At 44.4% G+C, this 20,585-nt stretch carries 16 protein-coding genes; 10 read left to right on the forward strand and 6 right to left on the reverse strand.

The features are described from left to right. Positions 1-81: 81 nt before the first annotated feature. Complete coding sequence (locus tag E5672_RS18350; protein WP_136783631.1) at positions 82-948, forward strand: Dam family site-specific DNA-(adenine-N6)-methyltransferase; 867 nt, start codon at positions 82-84, stop codon at positions 946-948. A gap of 108 nt (positions 949-1,056) precedes the next feature. On the opposite strand, the gene E5672_RS18355 is transcribed toward E5672_RS18350, so the two are convergent. From E5672_RS18355 to E5672_RS18365, 3 genes are all read right to left on the reverse strand, one after another. Next, positions 1,057-1,248, reverse strand: coding sequence for a DUF2970 domain-containing protein (locus E5672_RS18355; RefSeq protein WP_136783633.1), 192 nt, complete (start codon positions 1,246-1,248; stop codon positions 1,057-1,059). A gap of 9 nt (positions 1,249-1,257) precedes the next feature. Further along, positions 1,258-1,566 (reverse strand): hypothetical protein, encoded by a 309-nt coding sequence (locus E5672_RS18360; protein WP_136783635.1) that lies wholly within the window; start codon positions 1,564-1,566, stop codon positions 1,258-1,260. Between the two features lie 174 nt (positions 1,567-1,740). Next, positions 1,741-2,571, reverse strand: coding sequence for a TorF family putative porin (locus tag E5672_RS18365; protein ID WP_136783637.1), 831 nt, complete (start codon positions 2,569-2,571; stop codon positions 1,741-1,743). Positions 2,572-2,876: 305 nt separating this feature from the next. Between E5672_RS18365 and rpe the strand changes: the two genes are divergently transcribed. The 8 genes from rpe (at position 2,877) to E5672_RS18405 (ending at position 11,948) form a co-directional block, all read left to right on the forward strand. After that, the gene (rpe, locus tag E5672_RS18370) at positions 2,877-3,554 is read left to right on the forward strand and encodes a ribulose-phosphate 3-epimerase (RefSeq protein ID WP_136783639.1); all 678 of its coding nucleotides are present in this window, start codon (positions 2,877-2,879) and stop codon (positions 3,552-3,554) included. Positions 3,555-3,591: 37 nt separating this feature from the next. Continuing rightward, positions 3,592-4,599, forward strand: a complete 1,008-nt coding sequence (gene trpS / locus E5672_RS18375; protein ID WP_136783641.1) for a tryptophan--tRNA ligase — start codon at positions 3,592-3,594, stop codon at positions 4,597-4,599. Positions 4,600-4,701: 102 nt separating this feature from the next. Next, positions 4,702-5,286, forward strand: a complete 585-nt coding sequence (locus E5672_RS18380; protein WP_136783643.1) for an anthranilate synthase component II — start codon at positions 4,702-4,704, stop codon at positions 5,284-5,286. A 292-nt stretch (positions 5,287-5,578) separates the two neighbouring features. Beyond that, positions 5,579-6,745 (forward strand): HDOD domain-containing protein, encoded by a 1,167-nt coding sequence (locus E5672_RS18385; RefSeq protein WP_136783645.1) that lies wholly within the window; start codon positions 5,579-5,581, stop codon positions 6,743-6,745. Positions 6,746-7,274: 529 nt separating this feature from the next. Beyond that, complete coding sequence (locus tag E5672_RS18390) at positions 7,275-8,483, forward strand: aspartate aminotransferase family protein (protein WP_136783647.1); 1,209 nt, start codon at positions 7,275-7,277, stop codon at positions 8,481-8,483. A gap of 20 nt (positions 8,484-8,503) precedes the next feature. Next, positions 8,504-9,541 (forward strand): arginine N-succinyltransferase, encoded by a 1,038-nt coding sequence (gene astA, locus E5672_RS18395; RefSeq protein ID WP_014948020.1) that lies wholly within the window; start codon positions 8,504-8,506, stop codon positions 9,539-9,541. A gap of 13 nt (positions 9,542-9,554) precedes the next feature. Beyond that, positions 9,555-11,024: a succinylglutamate-semialdehyde dehydrogenase gene (gene astD, locus E5672_RS18400; RefSeq protein WP_136783649.1), complete on the forward strand. Its 1,470-nt coding sequence runs from the start codon at positions 9,555-9,557 to the stop codon at positions 11,022-11,024. Between the two features lie 117 nt (positions 11,025-11,141). Continuing rightward, entirely contained in the window at positions 11,142-11,948 is an 807-nt protein-coding gene (locus E5672_RS18405) for a DUF1338 domain-containing protein (RefSeq protein WP_136783651.1), read from the forward strand. Positions 11,949-12,013: 65 nt separating this feature from the next. Here the strand turns inward: E5672_RS18405 and E5672_RS18410 are convergent, their stop codons facing one another. The 3 genes from E5672_RS18410 to parC all read right to left on the reverse strand — a co-directional run bounded on the left by E5672_RS18410 (position 12,014) and on the right by parC (position 17,083). Further along, complete coding sequence (locus tag E5672_RS18410; RefSeq protein WP_136783653.1) at positions 12,014-14,182, reverse strand: putative bifunctional diguanylate cyclase/phosphodiesterase; 2,169 nt, start codon at positions 14,180-14,182, stop codon at positions 12,014-12,016. 12 nt (positions 14,183-14,194) lie between these two features. Next, the gene (locus E5672_RS18415; RefSeq protein WP_136783655.1) at positions 14,195-14,734 is read right to left on the reverse strand and encodes a heme NO-binding domain-containing protein; all 540 of its coding nucleotides are present in this window, start codon (positions 14,732-14,734) and stop codon (positions 14,195-14,197) included. Between the two features lie 63 nt (positions 14,735-14,797). Continuing rightward, positions 14,798-17,083, reverse strand: coding sequence for a DNA topoisomerase IV subunit A (gene parC, locus E5672_RS18420; protein ID WP_136783657.1), 2,286 nt, complete (start codon positions 17,081-17,083; stop codon positions 14,798-14,800). A gap of 360 nt (positions 17,084-17,443) precedes the next feature. Between parC and E5672_RS18425 the strand changes: the two genes are divergently transcribed. Further along, positions 17,444-20,563, forward strand: coding sequence for a hybrid sensor histidine kinase/response regulator (locus tag E5672_RS18425; RefSeq protein ID WP_136783659.1), 3,120 nt, complete (start codon positions 17,444-17,446; stop codon positions 20,561-20,563). Positions 20,564-20,585 lie beyond the last annotated feature (22 nt).

The following is a 20,585-nucleotide window of genomic DNA, read 5'->3' on the forward strand; positions in this document are numbered from 1 at the left end:
ATAAAGACGACCCTTTCCCTTGGAACGGCGGCGCACGGAAAAACCACCGTCTTCATTCCGTCTAGGTAGTAACGTTTAAGCATGATGCAGAAAAAAAACCGGGCCTTTCTAAAATGGGCCGGTGGCAAATACAGCTTGGTTGAGCATATTCAGGCCAGATTACCGCAAGCTAACAAACTCATTGAACCGTTTGTTGGTGCCGGCTCTGTATTTTTGAATACGCAATACAAACGTTACTTGCTTAATGACATCAACCCCGATCTCATTAACTTATACAACTTCTTAAAAGCACAACCAGACGCTCTGATTAACGACGCACGCGCGTTTTTTGATGGGAGTCGCAATGAAGAAAAGATGTACTATGACTTGCGTGAAGAGTTCAACGCAACGCAAGATGAATACTACCGAGCAATTCTTTTTCTTTATTTAAACCGACATGGGTACAACGGTTTATGCCGCTACAGCCTTCAAGGCCGTTTCAATGTACCGTTTGGACGTTATAGAAAACCCTACTTCCCTGAAGACGAAATGTTTGTGTTTTCTGAAAAATCACAGAAAGCTACGTTTACATGTCTACCGTTTGAGAAAGTTTTTTCAAGAGCTAGGCGAGGCAACGTAATTTATTGCGATCCTCCATACGCACCTATTAGCAAAACAGCAGCATTTACTAGCTATGCGGCGCGAAGCTTTGGGCAAGAGTCACAGGAGAAGCTGGCGGAACTCGCCACTCGAGCATCTAAGAAACGTGGTATCCCGGTGTTGATATCGAATCACGATTTACCGCTAACGCGTGCTTTATATCAAGGCGCAGACTTTAGTATGTTATCGGTTAAACGCTCTATTAGCCAAAACGGCGCTAAACGACAGCCTGTGGATGAAATACTCGCTTATTTTCCTCCCGCTAAAGTTACACCAAAGCGAAAAGCACGTAAAAAGAAAGTGCTTTAGCCCTTTTGCTCTATACCACACAAAACGTATAAGAGCCTTCGGTAGGTTTTTACATAGTCTGAGTGCTTGGCCTTTACGGATACAAGAAGAGTACAAACGTTGTCAGCGTTAGCCTGCATACCACTTTACAAACATAAAAAGTGAAACAACGAATAACCCTACTAAAATAACGCCTATTACTGCAAAGCTAATAAACGTGCCCTTGGTAAAATCTCGCTCATAATTTTTATGGCTTTGAACACCAAACAAGCTCGCCACTACACTACCTAGAACTGACCAAAAACCAGTACCAGATTGCATGATGTCGCCCTATGAATCGTTCGAAGGTGAGGTGAAATCGCGATTACCGTCGTCGCTGTGAAGCAACTCAAGTAAATCTAAAAAGTGAAATTGGAAGGACGGTGATTTACCTGCTATCCATGACAGCCAACTAACCTCTTCAACTCCCTCTTGATGGCGGGCGCATTGGTTTTGAATGTGGCTTGCAGGAAGCTTTGGATTAAACTCGGTAACAGGTTGAAATTCACAAACAGACGAGCGTGAGTTTGGCGGGTTTGTCACAGCCACGCTAACTAGGGCTACGGCTCCGCAAATCGCAAAAAAAGGAAGAACTTTCATCCTGAATACCCCTTACACTCGTTTAAAATTTAATCTCATTATAATCAAAAGCAAGTAACGAACAAGTTAAATATGCGTTGTTTGTAAAATGAAAAGCCTAATACAATTGCATTAGGCTTTTATTACTCAACGTTTAGGTTAAGAGGCCTATCCTTAGGCCTCTTAGATTAACTTTTAAAGTTCGAAATCTACTGAGTAAGCTACAGTGAATTTCAACTCGTCGTTATCTAGTGCGTCAGCACCAACATCATCTAAGTTCGTTCCAGTTACAGCAAAGCTAAAGCCATCTTTCGCAATGCTTACGCCGTAGTCTGCATAGCTGTCAGTCTCACCGTCACCAAAGTTGAAAGCTTCAACAAAGTCACCGCTGTGATAACCAGCATGTAGAGTCAACTCAGTGCCATTCAAAATTTCTGTGGTGTAATCAAAAGATGCGTAGTAAGCCTGGCCAAAGCCGAAATCTTGACCTTCAGCTTCGTCAGCTTCGGTGTGCGCAAGTAGATAAACTGTTACGCTTGCTCCACCCATGCCTACTGAACCGTAGATCTCTGCGAAATCGAATTCAGCTTCTGCATCGTAGTTGTAGTATAGGTAGCCGAAGTCGTATGCAATGCCGTCAGACTCGCCTGAGTACCCGAAATATACGTCATGCTCGTAAGAGTAAATATCATCTGATGCATAACTTACGTTCGATGCCCATGTACCCGCATAAAAACCACTTTCGTCTGCGTAGTCGATACCACCTTGAACAGCAGCTTCGTTAACGGTTTGTGTTAAACCACGCCAAATGTAGTTACTAGTCGCGCCAGCGTTCGCGGTAAATGAACCTTCCGCGTAGGTAGGCATTGCAGTTAACAGACACGCTGAAGAAATAGCAGCGGCAAGTAGGGTTCTTTTTGTAGATGTTTTCATGTGTGTTCTCCAGTCAAATTCAAACTTGTTGTAATTCGTTTTTTCTGTCTGTGTTTTCTTTTTTGGACTGGGTAACGCAAAGTTAATGCCCATTTATGGTTCATGAAAAAAGGAAGTTAAAATAAATGTAAAACATTGAATAATATAAATTTATTTTATTTTATTTTTGTATTTATAGTTTTTAAGGGAATTAGCCCCAGAACAATAATGCACCAATTAAACGCAACCTCACCAAAATTGGGCAAAATATTAAATTAAGGTTACTGGTCTTAAATTTCAGTGAAATTAACGTTGATGAGTCCTTTGCATAGTAAACAAGCTTGGTTTTGGGTAAACTTTCGCAACCCCAAAACGTAAGTGGCAACGTACCTTGTTGTTTTTGATTTAAAGGACATGTAATGAAACCATTCTTAATTGCCCCATCAATACTGTCTGCCGACTTCGCAAGGCTTGGTGAAGACGTAGAGAAAGTATTAAGCGCAGGCGCCGATGTGGTGCATTTCGATGTAATGGATAACCACTATGTGCCAAACCTTACGTTTGGGCCGATGATTTGCGAAGCGTTAAGAAAATACGGCATTACTGCACCTATCGACGTTCACCTTATGGTAAAGCCGGTAGATGACCTAATTGAGAAATTCGCTAATGCTGGCGCAAGCTATATTAGCTTTCATCCGGAAGCGTCTGAGCACATCGACCGCTCTCTACAACTCATTATTGATGCAGGCTGCAAACCTGGTTTGGTATTCAACCCGGCCACACCACTTCACTACCTTGACCACGTTATGGATAAACTGCACCACATTCTTATTATGTCGGTGAATCCAGGCTTTGGTGGTCAAAAATTTATACCTAGTACTTTAGATAAGGTACGAGCAGTGAAACAGCGCGTATTAGAAAGCGGCTACGATATACGAATTGAAATTGACGGTGGCGTAAAAGTCGATAACATTCGCGAAATAGCAGAAGCGGGAGCAGACATGTTTGTGGCTGGTTCGGCGATTTTTTCTCAACCAGATTACAGTGATGTCATTGCACAAATGCGCGATGAGCTTTCATCGTTATCAAAAGCTTAATTTTTAACAGAATTTAACGTATTACAGGTAAATAGAAATGAGTAATAAACCCGTTGTATTAAGTGGCTGTCAGCCTTCAGGACAACTTACCCTTGGCAATTATATGGGTGCACTTAAACAGTGGGTTTCCATGCAAGAAGATCACGACTGTCTATATATGATTGTCGATTTGCATGCGATCACCGTAAGACAAGATCCAAAGCAACTAGCTGAAGCTTGTTTAGACGGCCTTTCTCTTTACTTAGCATGTGGCATTGACCCGCAAAAAAGCACGCTATTTTTACAATCTCACGTACCTGAGCATGCACAGTTGTCGTGGGTGTTAAATTGCTATGCTCAAATGGGTGAGTTAAATCGCATGACGCAGTTTAAAGATAAGTCTGCGAAAAATGAGAACAACATAAATGTAGGCTTGTACAGCTACCCTGTGCTTCAAGCAGCAGATATCTTGCTTTATCAAGCGGATAAAGTACCCGTAGGTGAAGACCAAAAGCAGCACCTTGAGTTAACACGCGATATCGCAACGCGGGTAAATAACTTATACGGCGACGTATTCCGCTTACCAGATCCTTATATTCCAGAGTTTGGTGCTCGTATCATGAGCCTGCAAGAGCCAGAAAAGAAAATGTCTAAGTCTGACAATAATCCGAATAACTTCATTGGACTACTAGAAGAACCGAAGAAGTTAGCTAAGAAGATTAAGCGCGCGGTAACCGACTCTGACGAACAAGCAAATATCTACTTCAACCCCACAGAGAAACCGGGCGTATCAAACTTACTTACTCTACTTTCTCTTGCTACGGGTAAATCGGTAAAAGATCTTGAGCCTGAATATACAGATAAAATGTATGGTCATTTGAAAGGCGATGTTGCAGATGCAGTGGTAGCATTACTTGAGCCTATTCAAACTCGCTATGCAGAAATTCGCGCAGATAGAGCATACCTAGATGATGTTATGCGTCAAGGCGCAGAAAAAGCATCAGCACGTGCAGCAGAGACTTTGGCCAAAGTCTATAAAGCCGTAGGCTTCATCCCTAAGCCATAACCCGTTACTTAAGCGGTATAAATACTAACAGCATGAAGCGTTCACAGAACGCTTCATGTGTCTAACCCTCACATTTCAGAAATACCAAGGACTAGCACTGCTGTGTTGCTGTTAATTGATAACTTCGATTCGTTCACTCATAACCTTGCTCGCTATTTCACAGAGCTTGGAGCTGACGTTGAAGTAGTGCGAAACAACGCTCTCAGTATTGACGACATTGCGCGCATAGCGCCTTCACAGCTTGTTATCTCGCCAGGACCTTGCACCCCTAACGAGGCAGGTATCAGCCTAGCTGCAATTGAACACTTTGCTGGCAAAATGCCAATTCTGGGCGTTTGCTTGGGTCATCAAGCAATTGGCCAAGCGTTTGGCGCTGAAGTGGTAGGCGCACAAGAAATTAAGCATGGAAAGGTGTCTGTATTATCACATGGCAATACGGGTTTATTTGACGGGCTACCTAGTACGTTTAATGTAACCCGTTATCACTCTCTGGTCTTAAACCCTACCTCTTTACCGTCATCGCTACGTGTAGATGCGTGGTGTGAAACCGCTCAGGGAACGAAAGAAATTATGGCGATTTCGCACAGCCACTATCCGATCTGGGGGGTACAATACCACCCAGAGTCATTACTTACCGAACACGGCCACAATGTGCTTGATGCCTTTCTTCGCGTTAAAACGGTTTAAGTTAACGAGTTTAGTGCCGATACATAAAATAGCGTAAAAGCTTACGCTTGAAGACCGGTAAAACTCGCAATTCACTGATTTTTCGTTTAACTTTTCATAAGCCAATTCAGCCACTGTACTGAATTAACGTTATGTCGAGAACTGCATAAGCGATATCTAAAGTTGCCGAGCAAATAAAACGCTTTCAAGTAGTAGCTATCATTTCCACCATTAGCATTGCGAAAGTTATAAGGCCCTGATGTACGATAATATTGCGGTTCACCAAAAAGTTATGAGCAGGAGTGCTTTTAATATGACAATGGGGGCAACCACACCGCCCACGATAGATGATCGTTTCGAAAATATGGTCATATCACCCGAACGCGTTCTTGAAATGCTAGGAAAGCGCAAGGTGGGTCAAGTCAGCTTCGAACAATCAGAGCAAGGAGACGCTCGCAGACGATTGCTCCACGTTGAGAAAGTCGCTATTGAAAATAAGCGCCTGCAAGAAAAAACAGAAGCCTCTTATCTAGAATCAGTGAGTCACCATCTTCACGAAGTCTTGCTTGGCGAATTAACCGAACAACTCAGCTATACCGACGAACTCGTCCAGAACGTGCTTAATTTACCGGAAAACATTGGCGAACTTTTAGATGCCCTGTCGGTAAAAGCCTGCTCGGTCTCAAAGTTAGAACCCATAGCTGCCACCATGCCATGGCTTTATGACGACTTAATAGTGATTGTAAATACGCCGCAATTTAGACGCAAAGATTCGCGAGGACGTATTATTGTTGTTGAAACATTGCGTACGGCTTTAAGCTTTTTAGGTATAGAGAACTTACGAACGTTAATACCTTCATTGATATTAAAGCGTGCCATGCCTCAAATAACCGACCCCTACCCGTTAATAAAGCAGAAGTTGACGCAGTATTCGACGGGGGTTGCACTTACCGCCAAACGGCTTGCAGCACTAAGTGACTTGAATAAAAACCAAGCCTACACGTTAGCGATGGTGAGTAATCTAGGGCGCTGCGCTGTAACGCGACTTTATTTCAAGCTGTTCGATAAGATCCAACTGCACTTATTACAAGAGTGCCAGAAAGACAAAGAACAAAAGCGCCATGAGGCTTTATTAAAAATTGCGCCGTCGGCTAACCACCTTATTGCTCTGCAACAAGAATTTGCTGATGCGGTAAGCGCCGACATCTTAGAATGGATGCACTTCACACGCCTCCCCATTGCACAGCCCATGCGAGACTGCGCCGATAAGCAGCCTACTCAACCTAAAACTTTGAGCAAAATACTGCATCAAGCGCGAACTTACACACAAATAAGAATGTTACATCAGTTGAAGCTCGTCGATATAAAAGAGGTAAAACCGCTTTTTTCAGAACAGCGCTACCCTGCTGGTGCACTTGAGAAACTTAAAAGCATGGATATTTTCACCCTGCCGTTAGTAAAAAGCGAGGATGAACGATAGGCTTTGTTGGCCCTTTCTACCTATTTAGAACAAATTTCGTGCATGAAGAGACCACAAACCTTAAATAATTTATGGATATTCATGCACTCGTTATGCACTTTTCTCACAATTCATATTCAATGCGCTGAAATATTGACGATTACTCAATGCTTTGAGCGTTTTAAGCAGTATTGAACAGCAAGACTAGGTTCATCTATTAAGCCGTTCAAATTATGGTGAAGCATAACAAAACCACCAAGCGGCGCTTTTCTTAGCGCAAAAAATGATTATTACTAATTGATATAGCCCAGTAGTTAATAGTTATTCACTTTTCCTGCAAATTAAGCCACAGTCCTTATAAATAAAGGGCTGCAGCCCTTTGCATAGAAGACAAATGTTAAAAAAAATGGCATACTGTAAAACAAATCCGATTAGTTTTTATGCGCCCAATTAATGCTTTTCGTCTCTCGAAGCACGAATAAAACGTACTTGTAGATTCAATAAGCACACTCACATTGTGTGATTGGCGCCCAACGCAGAGGTAACAAAGATGAACGTAACTCGCGCTACATTTGATGATGTAATGGTTCCTAACTATAACCCAGCAGGTATGGTACCTGTTCGAGGTGAAGGTTCGCGCGTATGGGATCAAGATGGAGCTGAGTACATCGACTTTGCAGGCGGTATTGCAGTAAACGTTTTAGGTCACTGTCATCCAGAGCTAGTGAAAGCCCTTAACGAACAAGGCAGCAAGCTTTGGCACTTAAGCAACGTGTTCACCAACGAACCAGCCCTTCGTCTCGCTAAGAAACTTAACGATGCGACGTTCTCTGACAAAGTTTACTTTGCAAACTCTGGTGCAGAAGCCAACGAAGCGGCATTAAAGCTAGCTCGTCGCTGGGCGCTTGATAAGCACGGTGAAGATAAAAACCAAATCATTGCCTTCAACAAAGGTTTCCACGGCCGTACTTTCTTTACTGTTACAGTAGGTGGTCAAGCTGCTTACTCTGATGGTTTTGGCCCTAAGCCTGGCGCTGTTGATCACTGTGACTACAATGATTTAGCGGCCTTTGAAGCACTTATTTCTGACAAAACCTGTGCGGTAATGATGGAACCACTTCAAGGCGAAGGCGGAATTATTCCACCAGACATCGATTTCGTGAAAGGTGTTCGCGAGCTGTGTGACAAGCACAACGCATTACTTATTTTTGACGAAGTTCAGTCGGGTGTTGGTCGTACTGGTCACCTTTATGCTTACATGGGCCTTGGGGTAACACCTGATATCCTAACTACAGCTAAATCGCTGGGTGGTGGCTTCCCAATTGGCGCCATGCTAACAACGAACGATATTGCTGCTCATCTTAAGCCAGGTACCCACGGTAGTACTTATGGTGGTAACCCACTTGCTTGTGCGGTAGCAGAAAAAGCGTTAGATATCGTGAACCAGCCTGAAGTGCTTGAAGGTGTACTTAAGAAAGAGGCCCTTTTCCGTGAACTACTAGGTGCTATTAACGAAAAGTACAACGTATTTGAAGAAGTTCGTGGTCAAGGCATGTTATTAGGTTGTGCGTTAAATGAGAAATACCAGGGCCGTGCACGTGACTTCATGATGGCTGCAACTAAAGTGAACCTTATGTGTCTTGTTGCAGGCATGAACGTAATTCGTTTTGCACCTTCACTGGTTATTCCTGACGAAGACATTAAAGAAGGTCTTGCACGTTTTGAACGCGCCGTTGCTGCCGTTGTAAACGCCGAATAATTACAACACGAGTAGCGAACATGAATATCATTCGCCCTATCACGAAGGCCGACTATAACGCGCTTAAAGAAATCGCCGTTGAATCAGGTATTGGCTTTACGTCTCTACCTGTCAACGACGAGTTGCTGCAGCGTAAAATTGATCGTGCAGAAACTGCGTTTAACAAACCAAACGTAACCGAACCTGGCGATGAGTCATACTTGTTTGTAATGGAAGATACCACTACCGGACAGGTAGTGGGAACAACAGGTATTGAAGCGGCGGTTGGTATAGACGATGCGTTCTATCATTACCACTTAAGCAAAGTCGTGCATGCCTCGCGCGAGCTGAACATTCATAACACGGTAGACATTCTAACGTTTTGTAATGACTACACCGGTGTTACTGAGATATGTACGCTGTTTCTTCGCGAACAAGCCCGTGGCGGCATTAACGGCCGCTTCCTTTCGAAGGTTCGATTCTTGTTCATGATGGAGCACCGTGAACGCTTCTCAGAAACCGTCATAGCTGAAATGCGCGGTGTGAGTGACGAAGAAGGACGCTCACCATTTTGGGAGTGGTTGGAAACCCATTTCTTCTCAATGGATTTTCCTACTGCCGACTACTTAACAGGCATTGGTAATAAAGTGTTTATTGCTGAACTTATGCCGAAGTACCCGATATACGTAAATCTGCTTAGTAAAGAAGCGCAAGAAGTCATTGGCGAAGTTCATGACAAAACACGCCCTGCTCTTCAGCTTCTTGAAGAAGAAGGCTTTTCTTGCCGCGGCTACGTAGACATTTTCGACGCAGGCCCGACGGTAGAAGCAAACTTAAGCCACATCCGCACGGCTCAGTCGAGCTTAAAACTGCCTGTAGTGATTGACGATAGCGCTGCTGCCCAAGGGCAAACGCACTACATCATTAATACATCAGTATCTGATTTTCGTGCAGTCGCCACCGAGATGACGGTAAGCGAAGAAAAGCAAGTTGCCGTACTATCTCGCCAAGCCGCTGCTGCATTGAATGTCAAAGAGGGAGAGCACGTACGCTTCGCCCCCGTTACATTCAGAGATTAAAAGGACACCCACTATGCTACATACACATTTTATCAACGGTGAATGGGTTGCCGGACAAGGTCATGACTTAACATCAGTTGACCCTGCAAAAAACGAAGTAATTTGGGAAGGTAAGTCTGCGACCGCCGCTCAAATTGATGACGCAATTAACGCTGCTCGTGCTGCACTTCCAGCATGGAGCATGAAAACCGTTGAAGAGCGTCTTGAAATAATAAAGGTTTACGGCACTAAGCTAGAAGAAGCTAAAGCGCACCTTGCTAAAGTTATGGCTAAAGAAACGGGCAAACCAGAGTGGGAGACCGCTACTGAGGTTGGCGCCATGATGGGCAAAATTGGTATTTCTGAAAAAGCCTATTTTGAGCGCACGGGCAACGTTGAAAACCCAATGCCTGTAGGTAAAGCTTTCATTCGTCACAAGCCTCACGGTGTTGTTGCTGTATTTGGCCCATACAACTTCCCTGGCCACCTGCCAAACGGACACATTGTTCCAGCCCTTATTGCAGGTAACACAGTTGTGTTCAAACCAAGCGATTTGACACCTATGGTTGCACAAGAAATGGTGAAGCTATGGGATGCTGCTGGCCTGCCAGCGGGTGTACTTAACCTAGTACAGGGTGAAGTTGAAACGGGCAAGGCGTTAGCATCGCATAACGACATCGACGGCCTTTTCTTTACGGGTAGCTCACGCACAGGAAAAATCTTGCACGAGCAGTTCGCAGGTCACCCAGGTAAAATCTTGGCCCTTGAAATGGGTGGTAACAACCCGTTAATCGTAAAAGATGTAGCTGACGTTGATGCTGCCGTACATGACATCGTTCAATCTGCTTTCATTACGTCCGGTCAGCGCTGTACGTGTGCACGTCGCCTATTCTTACCAGCCGATGCACAAGGTGATGCAATCCTTGCTCGCTTAATCGAAGTGACCAAGAATATTAAGGTGGGTGATTATGACGCTGAAGATCAACCATTTATGGGCGCCATGATCTCAAGCAATGCCGCTGCACTTATGGTGAAAGCACAGCAAGAGCTTGAAAACCTTGGTGGTAAAGTACTGGTTCGCCTTGAACAAAAAGACGAAAGCAAAGGTTTTGCTACCCCAGGGATTATTGATGTTACTGACATGCTTGCTTCACTGCCTGACGAAGAACACTTTGGTCCACTACTTAAAGTGATCCGTTACAGCGATTTTGACGCAGCTATCGCAGAAGCAAATAACACCAGCTTTGGCTTATCAGCAGGTCTTCTTGGCGACAACGAAGAAGATTATCGCTACTTCTTCGCACGCATTCGCGCGGGCATCGTAAACTGGAATAGACCTATTACAGGTGCAAGCAGCGCAGCGCCATTTGGTGGCGTGGGCGACAGTGGTAACCACAGAGCTAGCGCGTTTTATGCAGCCGACTACTGTGCATACCCAGTTGCGTCAGTTGAACTTGATAAAGTTACTATGCCGGGCAAGCTAAGCCCAGGCTTGTCGATGTAACCCAAGCTTTTCACGTTACAAAAAGGCCGACGCAAGATTTGTGTCGGCCAGTTTAGTACCAACCCTATACGAACTATTCGTTTAAAAATAGTCAACGACAGAAAGGACCCTACCACCATGCATAGCAACATCGATACGTTGTTTAGCAACATGTGGGACGATTACGTTACCATCACTCCCTCAGCACATAAAATTCATGCACTTTTGGCGGGTGAAGAAAACACGAACGACATCGTTAACGACCATGTAGCTTTTCGAACTTTTGCTCTTGATAAAACCCGCTTAGACAAGCTTGCTGCGCACTTCTTAGCATTGGGTTATGAAGCTAAAGGCGACTATGACTTTGAAGCGAAAAAGCTTACTGCAAAGCATTTCGAGCACCCTGACGATACTAAACCAAAAGTATTTATTAGCGAGCTTCGTGTAAACGAGCTTTCTGAAACTGCTCAAGCAATTATCAAGAAGATGGTTGATCAAATGCCTGAGTCTGTAGTGGATGCCGATAACTTCTTGTACTCGGGTAAGCATTGGAACGTTACTAAAGCAGAATACGACACACTGCTTAACGAATCAGAATACGCGGCGTGGATGGCGGCATGGGGCTTTCGTGCTAACCACTTTACGGTAAGTGTCAATCACTTAACCCGTACTGACGAGCTTACCGACGTAAACACATTGCTTAAAGAAGCGGGCTTTGTGCTAAATACCTCGGGCGGTGAGATTAAAGGTGGTCCAGACGTATTTTTAGCGCAATCATCAACCATGGCTGACCGTGCTGACGTAGCGTTTAGCGACGAAACTGTGGCAATTCCAAGCTGCTTCTACGAATTTGCACAGCGTTATGAGATGCCTGATGGTAAGCTTTACAAAGGCTTTGTTGCCGCATCGGCAGATAAAATCTTTGAAAGCACCAATGCTAAGTAACGAGCTTGCTTAGTCATGAAAAAAAGCCCGATAGGGCTTTTTTTGTTTAAGCTTAGCAGAAGACATTACCGATTAGGCTCAGTGGTATGCCTTGCCAAGAACTGGTCGTAAGGCATGGGCTTATCGAAATAAAACCCCTGCATTAACTGAATATCGGCTTGCTCCATAAACGGTAAATAGGATTCTAATTCTACGCCCTCAGCCACTACGTCTATTTGCAAACTCTTCAGCATAGCTATAAGTCCATTAAATAGTGCGTTTGCTTTACTGTCTTGGTGAATACCTTGAATTAAGCTTTTATCAACTTTTACCGCTTCAAACTGAAAGCTTCGCAGGTAGCTTAAGGACGAAAACCCGCTGCCAAAATCATCAAGCGACAGCCTGAACCCGCGCTCTCTCAAGGTGTTTAAGGCTCTAAGCGCTAATTTCTCATCGCGAATAAAGACCGACTCAGTGAGCTCTAATTCAATAAACTCAGGAGAAACATTATTGTCCATGCAAATAGACACGGCCTGATCAGGAAACTTCGGGTCAAGCATTTGATTAGCACTTACGTTCACAGACAACGGAATAGCCTCTCCCTGCTGAGACTCCATTATAGAAATGTAATCACACGCGGCGTCTAATGCTTGAAGCCCTATCGCGCTATCTAATTTGTGCTCTTCTGCAATAGGAATAAACACCGCTGGAGATACCACACCGTGCAAACCCGAAATCCAGCGACACAACACTTCACCGCCTTTCAACTTGCCATGCAAATCGTATTTACCCTGGATATAGAAATCGAGAAGGTGATTTTCTACCGTTCTTCGCAAGTCATTTACCATACTGACCTGCTGAGTCATACTTTCATAAAGCCCAGGCTCATATATAAATGCCTGTCCTTTACCGAGTTCTTTAGCGCGGTACATTGCCGCGTCAGCGCACTGCACCAAGCCTTCTATGTTATCGCTGTGCTCTGGATATTGAGCGATCCCCATACTGGCAGAAAGCATGAGTTCTGTTGCTTTTACAGTGATAACGTCTTCCTCTATCTGACTAATAAGTCTTTCAGAGCGCTCGCTTATCTCTTCCAAATTCTGCTCTGGCAATACAGCAATGAATTCGTCTCCCCCCCACCTACCAACTTCGCCAATAGGACCAAACATGCTAGTTAGAAGCGCACCAACACGCTGAAGCTCAACATCCCCTCTTTCATGCCCCGCGTTGTCATTAATAGCCTTAAAGCCATCAAGGTCAATAAAAACTAAGACAAAATGCTTCTTTTGTTGAACTAGGCCAGCGATAGACTCACGCAGTGAATTGCGGTTGGAAAGGCCTGTTAATTCATCGTGCAGTGCCAGTTGACGTAGCTTGGCTTCATTGCGTTTTCTCTCGCTTATATCGCGCATCGTTGCAATGAGATACGAAGAGGTTTGTTGATAGGTCTCAAACAGTGCAACAGAAATATCGACAATCTTTATCTCGCCGCTTTGGGTTTTAATCTTTGACTCAAATCGAACCTGTTTGTCGAGCGCCAGCTGAGCTTTATCAACTTTCTCTGCAATAAATATCTGATTAAAGTCCAGCCCAATGCACTGCTCTTTAACCGTTGCAGCAATTAATCTTATAAAGGCATCATTACATTCTGTGATAGCCAGATCAGGAGAGAGTACTAACATGGGTTCCCGCGAACTGGCAAAAGCAGAGGCCATCAAGTGAAAAGACTGTTCAGCTTTGCGTTGCTGAGTAATATCTTTAGTGGTTCCCACAATGTGCAGCGCTTCACCAGCATTGCCCCGCTTCAACACACGGCCCCGCAACCTTATCCATTGATAGCTTTTGTCTAACATTAAGCGAAAGGAAAATTCAACGCGGTCGCGATTGCCAAGAAGCGCCATAGTCCAATGAAACTGGAGCCCTTCCAAATCCTCATCATGTACGCGTTCAAGAAGTTGAATTAAGGTGCCAGACCAGGTAGATACACTTTCCGAATAAAGTGAAAAAGAGCGAAGTTCCATTAGGTCACTTTTCGCTTCCCAACTCCAAAAGGATTCTTGAGACGCCCACAAAGCAAGTTCCAAATCCTTTTGCGCACGCTGACTTTCTTTAAGCGAAGCATACAGAATTTGCGTCTTTTCTCTCAGTAAGGTTTCTGCTTGTTCTCTAGCATTACGCTCTCTTTTCAACCGCCTTTCAAATAAAGCTAAAGGGTCGTTTGTAAGGAGTTTGTCATTTGATGTTTCACCTGACATTAAACACCTCCGTTAAACAACAACAGATATGCTGAATTCGTACGTATGTGGTGTTTTAAGTTGGTGAGTTTCCCTTTCTAGCGTGCAGTTATAATAGACTGCAGCAGCATCCATTAAGCCTTCAGCTAAAGGGTACAGCTCTCTTTCAGAATAATATTGCAGGCGCATTGTGGTGTCTGTGCGTGACAGAACTTTGAAGCGGGGAAGATCTGCGTCAGGATAAAGTTTTTTGACTTGGACATGAATGTCACCATCCAAGTGTTCTAGCATGTTCAACATGCCATCGGTATTGGCCAGCACGTCACCGTGCACGGCACCTAATTTACCAAATAAATAAAAGCCAAAATCGTATAAGAGTTCATTCGCGGACTTACCCGTTCTTTCCACCAGCACACCAACTAGGCGTTGCATCTGTTCAAACGGGTAATAACCTACTGCCGTGTAAGCTCCGTCGTTCTCTAATTCAGCTTCCATAATGACATCATCAGCGAACTCAGGAGAAACTTTTTCCTCGAGCATATCGATTAACGATGTGAAAACTATGCCTAACATGTAAATTCCTCATTGGTTCCTTTAATGAGTGTAGTTCACCTAAGCATAAGAACAACTTAAACTTTATGACAAATCTTCTGTTGCTTCATCTTTGCTAGGCAGCACGATTTCAACCGTATCAACTCGCTGCAATCCTCGCGGCAATTTATTCCCTCTGCGGCCCCTTTCCCCCTGATAATGGGTCAGGTCTTCCGCAGTGAGCGTCATATTGCGCTTGCCCGCTCCAACTTTGATCGCTGCGCCATCAGGCACAACAGCAAGCACCTTCACGAACTCTTCGCGAGACTGTGATTTTGCCGAAGGAATATTGATAAGCTTGTTCCCCTTCCCTTTACCTAAACTTGGTAAATCGCGTAGTGGGAACATGAGCATGCGACCTTCATTGGAAATACTTAGGCACCAATCCGAGTCTGGATTAGTAACCGGTGTTGGTTTCATCACTTTAGCCGCAGTAGGCAAGGATAAGTAGGCTTTACCGGCTTTGTTTTTACTCACCATATCTTTAAAGGTGCCCACAAAGCCGTAGCCTGCGTCAGAGCCCACTAAGAACTTACTTTCATCTTGCGCCATAATAACGTGTTGGAATGATTCACCACCCACAATGCTAAAGCGCCCGGTTAACGGTTCGCCCTGACTTCTAGCTGAAGGCAAGCCGTGCGCATCGCAAGAGAAGGTCCGGCCTGAACTATCCATAAATACCGCAGGCTGATTACTTTTACCTTCAGCGCTAGATAAATAGGCATCACCGGCTTTATAACTTAAGCCCTCGGCATCAATGTCGTGACCTTTTGCACAGCGCGCCCAACCTTTTTCAGAAAGCACGACGGTGACTGATTCAGCAGGCACTAACTCTTTTTCAGACAGTGCTTTGGCTTCGCCTCGCTCAACAATAGGTGAACGTCTGTCGTCACCGTACTTTTCAGCATCTGCAAGAATTTCTTTTTTAATTAGCGTTTTAAGACGGCGATCTGAGCCTAACAACTGTTGTAGCTTGTCGCGCTCGGCTGCAAGCTCATCTTGCTCGCCCTTAATTTTCATTTCTTCAAGTTTGGCTAGGTGACGTAGTTTCAGTTCAAGAATAGCTTCAGCTTGCTTATCACTTAGTCCAAAACGCGCCATTAACTCTGGCTTTGGTTTGTCATACGTACGAATAATTTCGATAACTTCATCAATATTCAAAAACGCAATCAACAAACCTTCTAGAATATGCAAGCGCGCTAGCACTTTGTCTAAGCGGTACTGCAAGCGGCGCGTTACCGTATCTTTGCGGTACTGCAGCCACTCAGTCAAAATAGTACGCAAATCCTTGACCTGAGGGCGGCCGTCTAGGCCAATCATATTCAGGTTAACCCGGTAGTTTTTCTCAAGGTCGGTGGTTGCGAATAAATGCTGCATTAATTGGGTTACATCAATGCGATTTGAGCGAGGTGTAATAACTAAGCGCGTTGGGTTTTCATGGTCCGACTCGTCGCGGAGATCGCTTACCATGGGCAATTTCTTCGCCTGCATTTGCGCTGCAATTTGCTCTAAAATTTTGGCGCCTGACGCTTGATGAGGCAAAGCAGTGATGACCACGTCGCCATTTTCCTCACCATATACTGCACGCATTTTTATTGAGCCACGTCCTGTCTCATAGAGCTTTTGAATATCGGCTTTTGGCGTAATAATTTCTGCTTCGGTGGGATAGTCCGGTCCATTCACGTGCTCTAATACATCGCGAAGTTCAGCTTTACTGTTGTCTAGCAACATAGCGCAAGCATTGGCCAACTCTCTAACATTATGAGGAGGAATATCGGTCGCCATACCCACTGCGATGCCCGTCACACCGTTAAGCAAAATGTGAGGTAAGCGTGCCGGTAACACACTAGGCTCTTCTAAGGTACCGTCAAAGTTAGGTACCCAGTCTACAGTGCCTTGGCCGAGTTCATTAAGCAGTACTTCTGAAAACCGAGAGAGTTTTGCTTCCGTGTAACGCATGGCTGCAAACGATTTAGGATCATCTGGTGCACCCCAGTTCCCCTGCCCATCTACCAATGGGTACCGGTAAGAGAAAGGCTGCGCCATAAGCACCATCGCTTCGTAACATGCAGAATCTCCGTGAGGGTGAAACTTACCTAATACGTCACCAACGGTTCTTGCCGACTTTTTGTACTTTGCGTTCGCGCTTAAGCCCAAATCTGACATAGCATAGATAATGCGTCGCTGTACCGGCTTCAAACCATCTGAAATGTGCGGGAGGGCACGGTCCATGATGACGTACATAGAATAGTTAAGATAAGCGTCTTCGGTGAAGCGTCGAAGAGGGAGTTGCTCTACCCCATCGCGATTAATGATGATCTCGTCACTCATGATAGTTTTTTTCGTTTTGTTATTAATACCAATACGCTCGTACTAGTGAGGCCGTCGTTTGTGGGTAATTTAGCGCACCACATAATGAATTCACGCGAGCAATAAAGCTATTGTGGGGTAAACCGCAATCGTGTGCAATCCTTGAAAACATTTGTCATCACATTTGAGGGTTTTAAGCGCCTGTTAATATTTGTTACACGGCACAGATAAATTACATCTAGCGGTAAACGGCTGTGATGTGTTTGTTTTGTCATTCTACAAATAGAGTGTTTAAATAGAATGGGATGAATTCTGCTGTCCAATATTCGTCCTAAAAATAATAAAACCCTTATTCAGACGGTAAATAAAGTACAGATTAATATGGCAATGTTTCGCGTATTCTTTTTCCTGCTTGTGTTGCTAGGTAGCTTCTTGCCTTCCCACTCATCTGCACAGCATATCGAACAGCTGTTTGACGAACAAAGTACGCTTGATTTATCAGATTCACTGTATTTTTTATTCGAAACCGACTACCAGCTTACCATTGGTGATGTATCAAGAAGGCGAAGTGACTTTCTTATGCATCCTCACGACAACCCTAACTTTGGATTCCGCAATAACGGGATGTGGCTACTGACGTCAGTTACCAATGTCTCAAACGATAAACACTGGGTCTTTTCAATCAACTTTAGTCAGTTGGATAGCGTTGATTTTTACTTGGTACAAGATGGCAAGGTCATTAGTCAAAGTCATCAGGGAAAAGCACAGAAGGAGCAACGTTTTCGCGTACCTACCTTTCGTGTTGAACTTCCCAACAGCGATCCCGTCGACCTTTACATTCGCATTGAAAGTCATTCATCTAGCCTGATTGCTCCACTTCGCATACAGGCTGAACCTCTGCATAGCAGTTACTTTCAGATGGATAGTTTGCTGTGGGGCTTTTTCTACGGTGGCCTACTCATACTTGCGATTTATAATTTAGCGTTGTTTTTCGGCGTTAGAGAAAAGAGCCTGCTTGCGTATGTTGGCTACATACTGGCGGTAATTTTGTGGCAGTTTGTGTGGGGTGGTCATACGCACCTGTTGTTCACTGAAGGCATCCCATCGTGGCTTGTTGGTCATTCAGAACTAATATTTGTCATCATTGGTATAAGCTCAGGCTTATTTACCATGACGTTTTTAGAAACCGAGAAACATTCACCCACTGCCCATCCTATTATCAATCTACTTTTAATATGCCAGGTAGTAACAGGGTTAGTGTGTTTTATCGATCTCTTGCCGTCTATATGGAAAAACAACCTTGTATATGGCGTGGGACTCATTGCCATTTTAAGTTATATCTATGCGGGATTTGAGGCCTTCTTCAATAGATTTAAACCTGCCCGCTACTTCATTTTTGCGTGGAGTATGCTTGCCACTGGCGCTGTTGTTGGCATGTTAAGCCTAATCGGTGTGCTGCCCTCAAACGATTTTACGACCTATTGTTTTCAAGTTGGCGTTTTCCTTGAGGCTGGACTCTTTTCGTTCGCACTTATGGAAAAAAGCAGAAGCCAGCTTGAAAGTGAAGTAGAGCAGGCTACAAATGATTTGCGCAACAATGTTGAGCTTATCGAAGAGCAGAATGCGCGCTTAGATATTGCGAGAAAGGATGCAATCAAAGCCAGTAACGTGAAGTCTCAGTTCCTTGCAAACATGAGCCACGAGATTCGAACGCCACTCAATGCAATATTGGGTTTTAGTAAAGAACTTAATAACGCCCCGCTGCCAACGGATCAACAAGAGCAAGTGCGCATCGTCAATACTGCCGCTGAAAACCTGCTCACTATCGTTAACGACGTTCTCGACTTCTCAAAAATTGAAGCGGGTAAACTTCAAATAAACAACCAACCGTTTTCACCGAATAAGCTGCTTGAGGAGATGGTCACTATCATGGCTAAATCTTCTCACAGTAAGCGTATAGAGTTCGTTTTTAATTTAAATCCGCTGCCTGAAAAGCTCATCGGCGATGTGTTTCGCATTAAACAGGTGCTTAATAACCTACTCAGTAACGCACTAAAATTCACGTCTAGTGGAACCATCACGTTCTCAGCAAGTGGGCGCTCGCTTCCACATGGTATTCACGAATTGAATATTACCGTTGAAGACACAGGTATTGGCATTAGCCGACAGGACCGGAAAAAGCTTTTTAACGCATTTTCACAAGTAGACGATGCGCTAAATCGCAACTATCAAGGCACTGGCCTGGGCCTTGTTATTAGCAGAGAATTAGTTCGTCTAATGAATGGCGATCTTACTTTGAAAAGTGTGCTTGGCCAGGGATCTACATTTAGCGTATCTCTGCGTATGAATCAGTTAAGTCAAAAATACTCGCTGACAAGCAGCAATGATTGGAAAGGGAAAAACGTTGTAATATTCGACCCTATTCCAGCAACCCGTCGTTCAAGCGCTAGTATGCTATCTATTTTAGGCGCGAACATCATTTCAGTGGAGTCTTTAGATTATTTAGCCACACTACGTGGTCAGTATGACTTTTTCATGGCAACGGTACCGGTTAGTAAAATGGGATTGCGGGACACCTACCTAAGCCGGTTTGTACAATTCCCTGCTCAAAAGCGAATTCTCTGGTACTCGGGCCCAGAACCGTTTGCTCAATATCCTAGCCTTTCGCAACATTTTCATTCACAGGTTCGCATGCCCATTACGTTGACCAAATTAGATAGTTTGGTGAACCAGCACACCACGCCGGCAAAAAACGCGATGCAGGAAAAGATTGGCAGCTTGCCTAACGTAAAAGTACTGGCGGTTGATGACATGGAAATGAACTTGAAGCTGCTGCATACGTGGCTTGATCACTCACCTGTAGATCTCATCACGACTATTAGCGGACAAGATGCTGTAAACCAGTGTCAAACACAAGAATTCGACTTGATCTTGATGGACGTTCAGATGCCCGGGATGGACGGTATTCAAGCGACCAGAGAGATTCGTAAGTCCCCATTGAATATGGGTACACCTATCATTGCCGTTACCGCCCATGCATTCAAAGAAGAACAGGAGCGATTACTCTCTTCAGGAATGGACGACTATCTCCCTAAACCTATTGAAATAGAGCTATTGATAAACCTTATTAAGTCGTGGTGCCTTAGCATTGAGCCAGGAGAAATTGAACTCCCCTCTGTGGACTGGCAGCTTGCACTAAAGCGCGCCAACCAAAATCAGGCCACTGCCACGGAAATGTTAGACGGCTTCATCGCTTTACTACCAGAAACTATTGCTACCCTTTCCGCACTTTGGCAAAAACAGGATTACAACGAACTTAAAAGCGAAGTGCATAAGCTACACGGTGCCTGTTGTTATACTGGTCTTCCGCGCATGCAGCACATCGCCCACGAAACCGAAAGTGCGCTTAAACTAGGTCAACATAAACTAGTAGACGAGCATTTACCTGCACTTATTGCGGAAGCCGAAAAGGTATTACGAGAGGGTAAATCTAGCGTTTAAAACGCCTTATAACCTATTGAGT

Source organism: Alteromonas portus (genome assembly GCF_005117025.1).
GTDB classification, from domain to species: Bacteria; Pseudomonadota; Gammaproteobacteria; order Enterobacterales; family Alteromonadaceae; genus Alteromonas; species Alteromonas portus.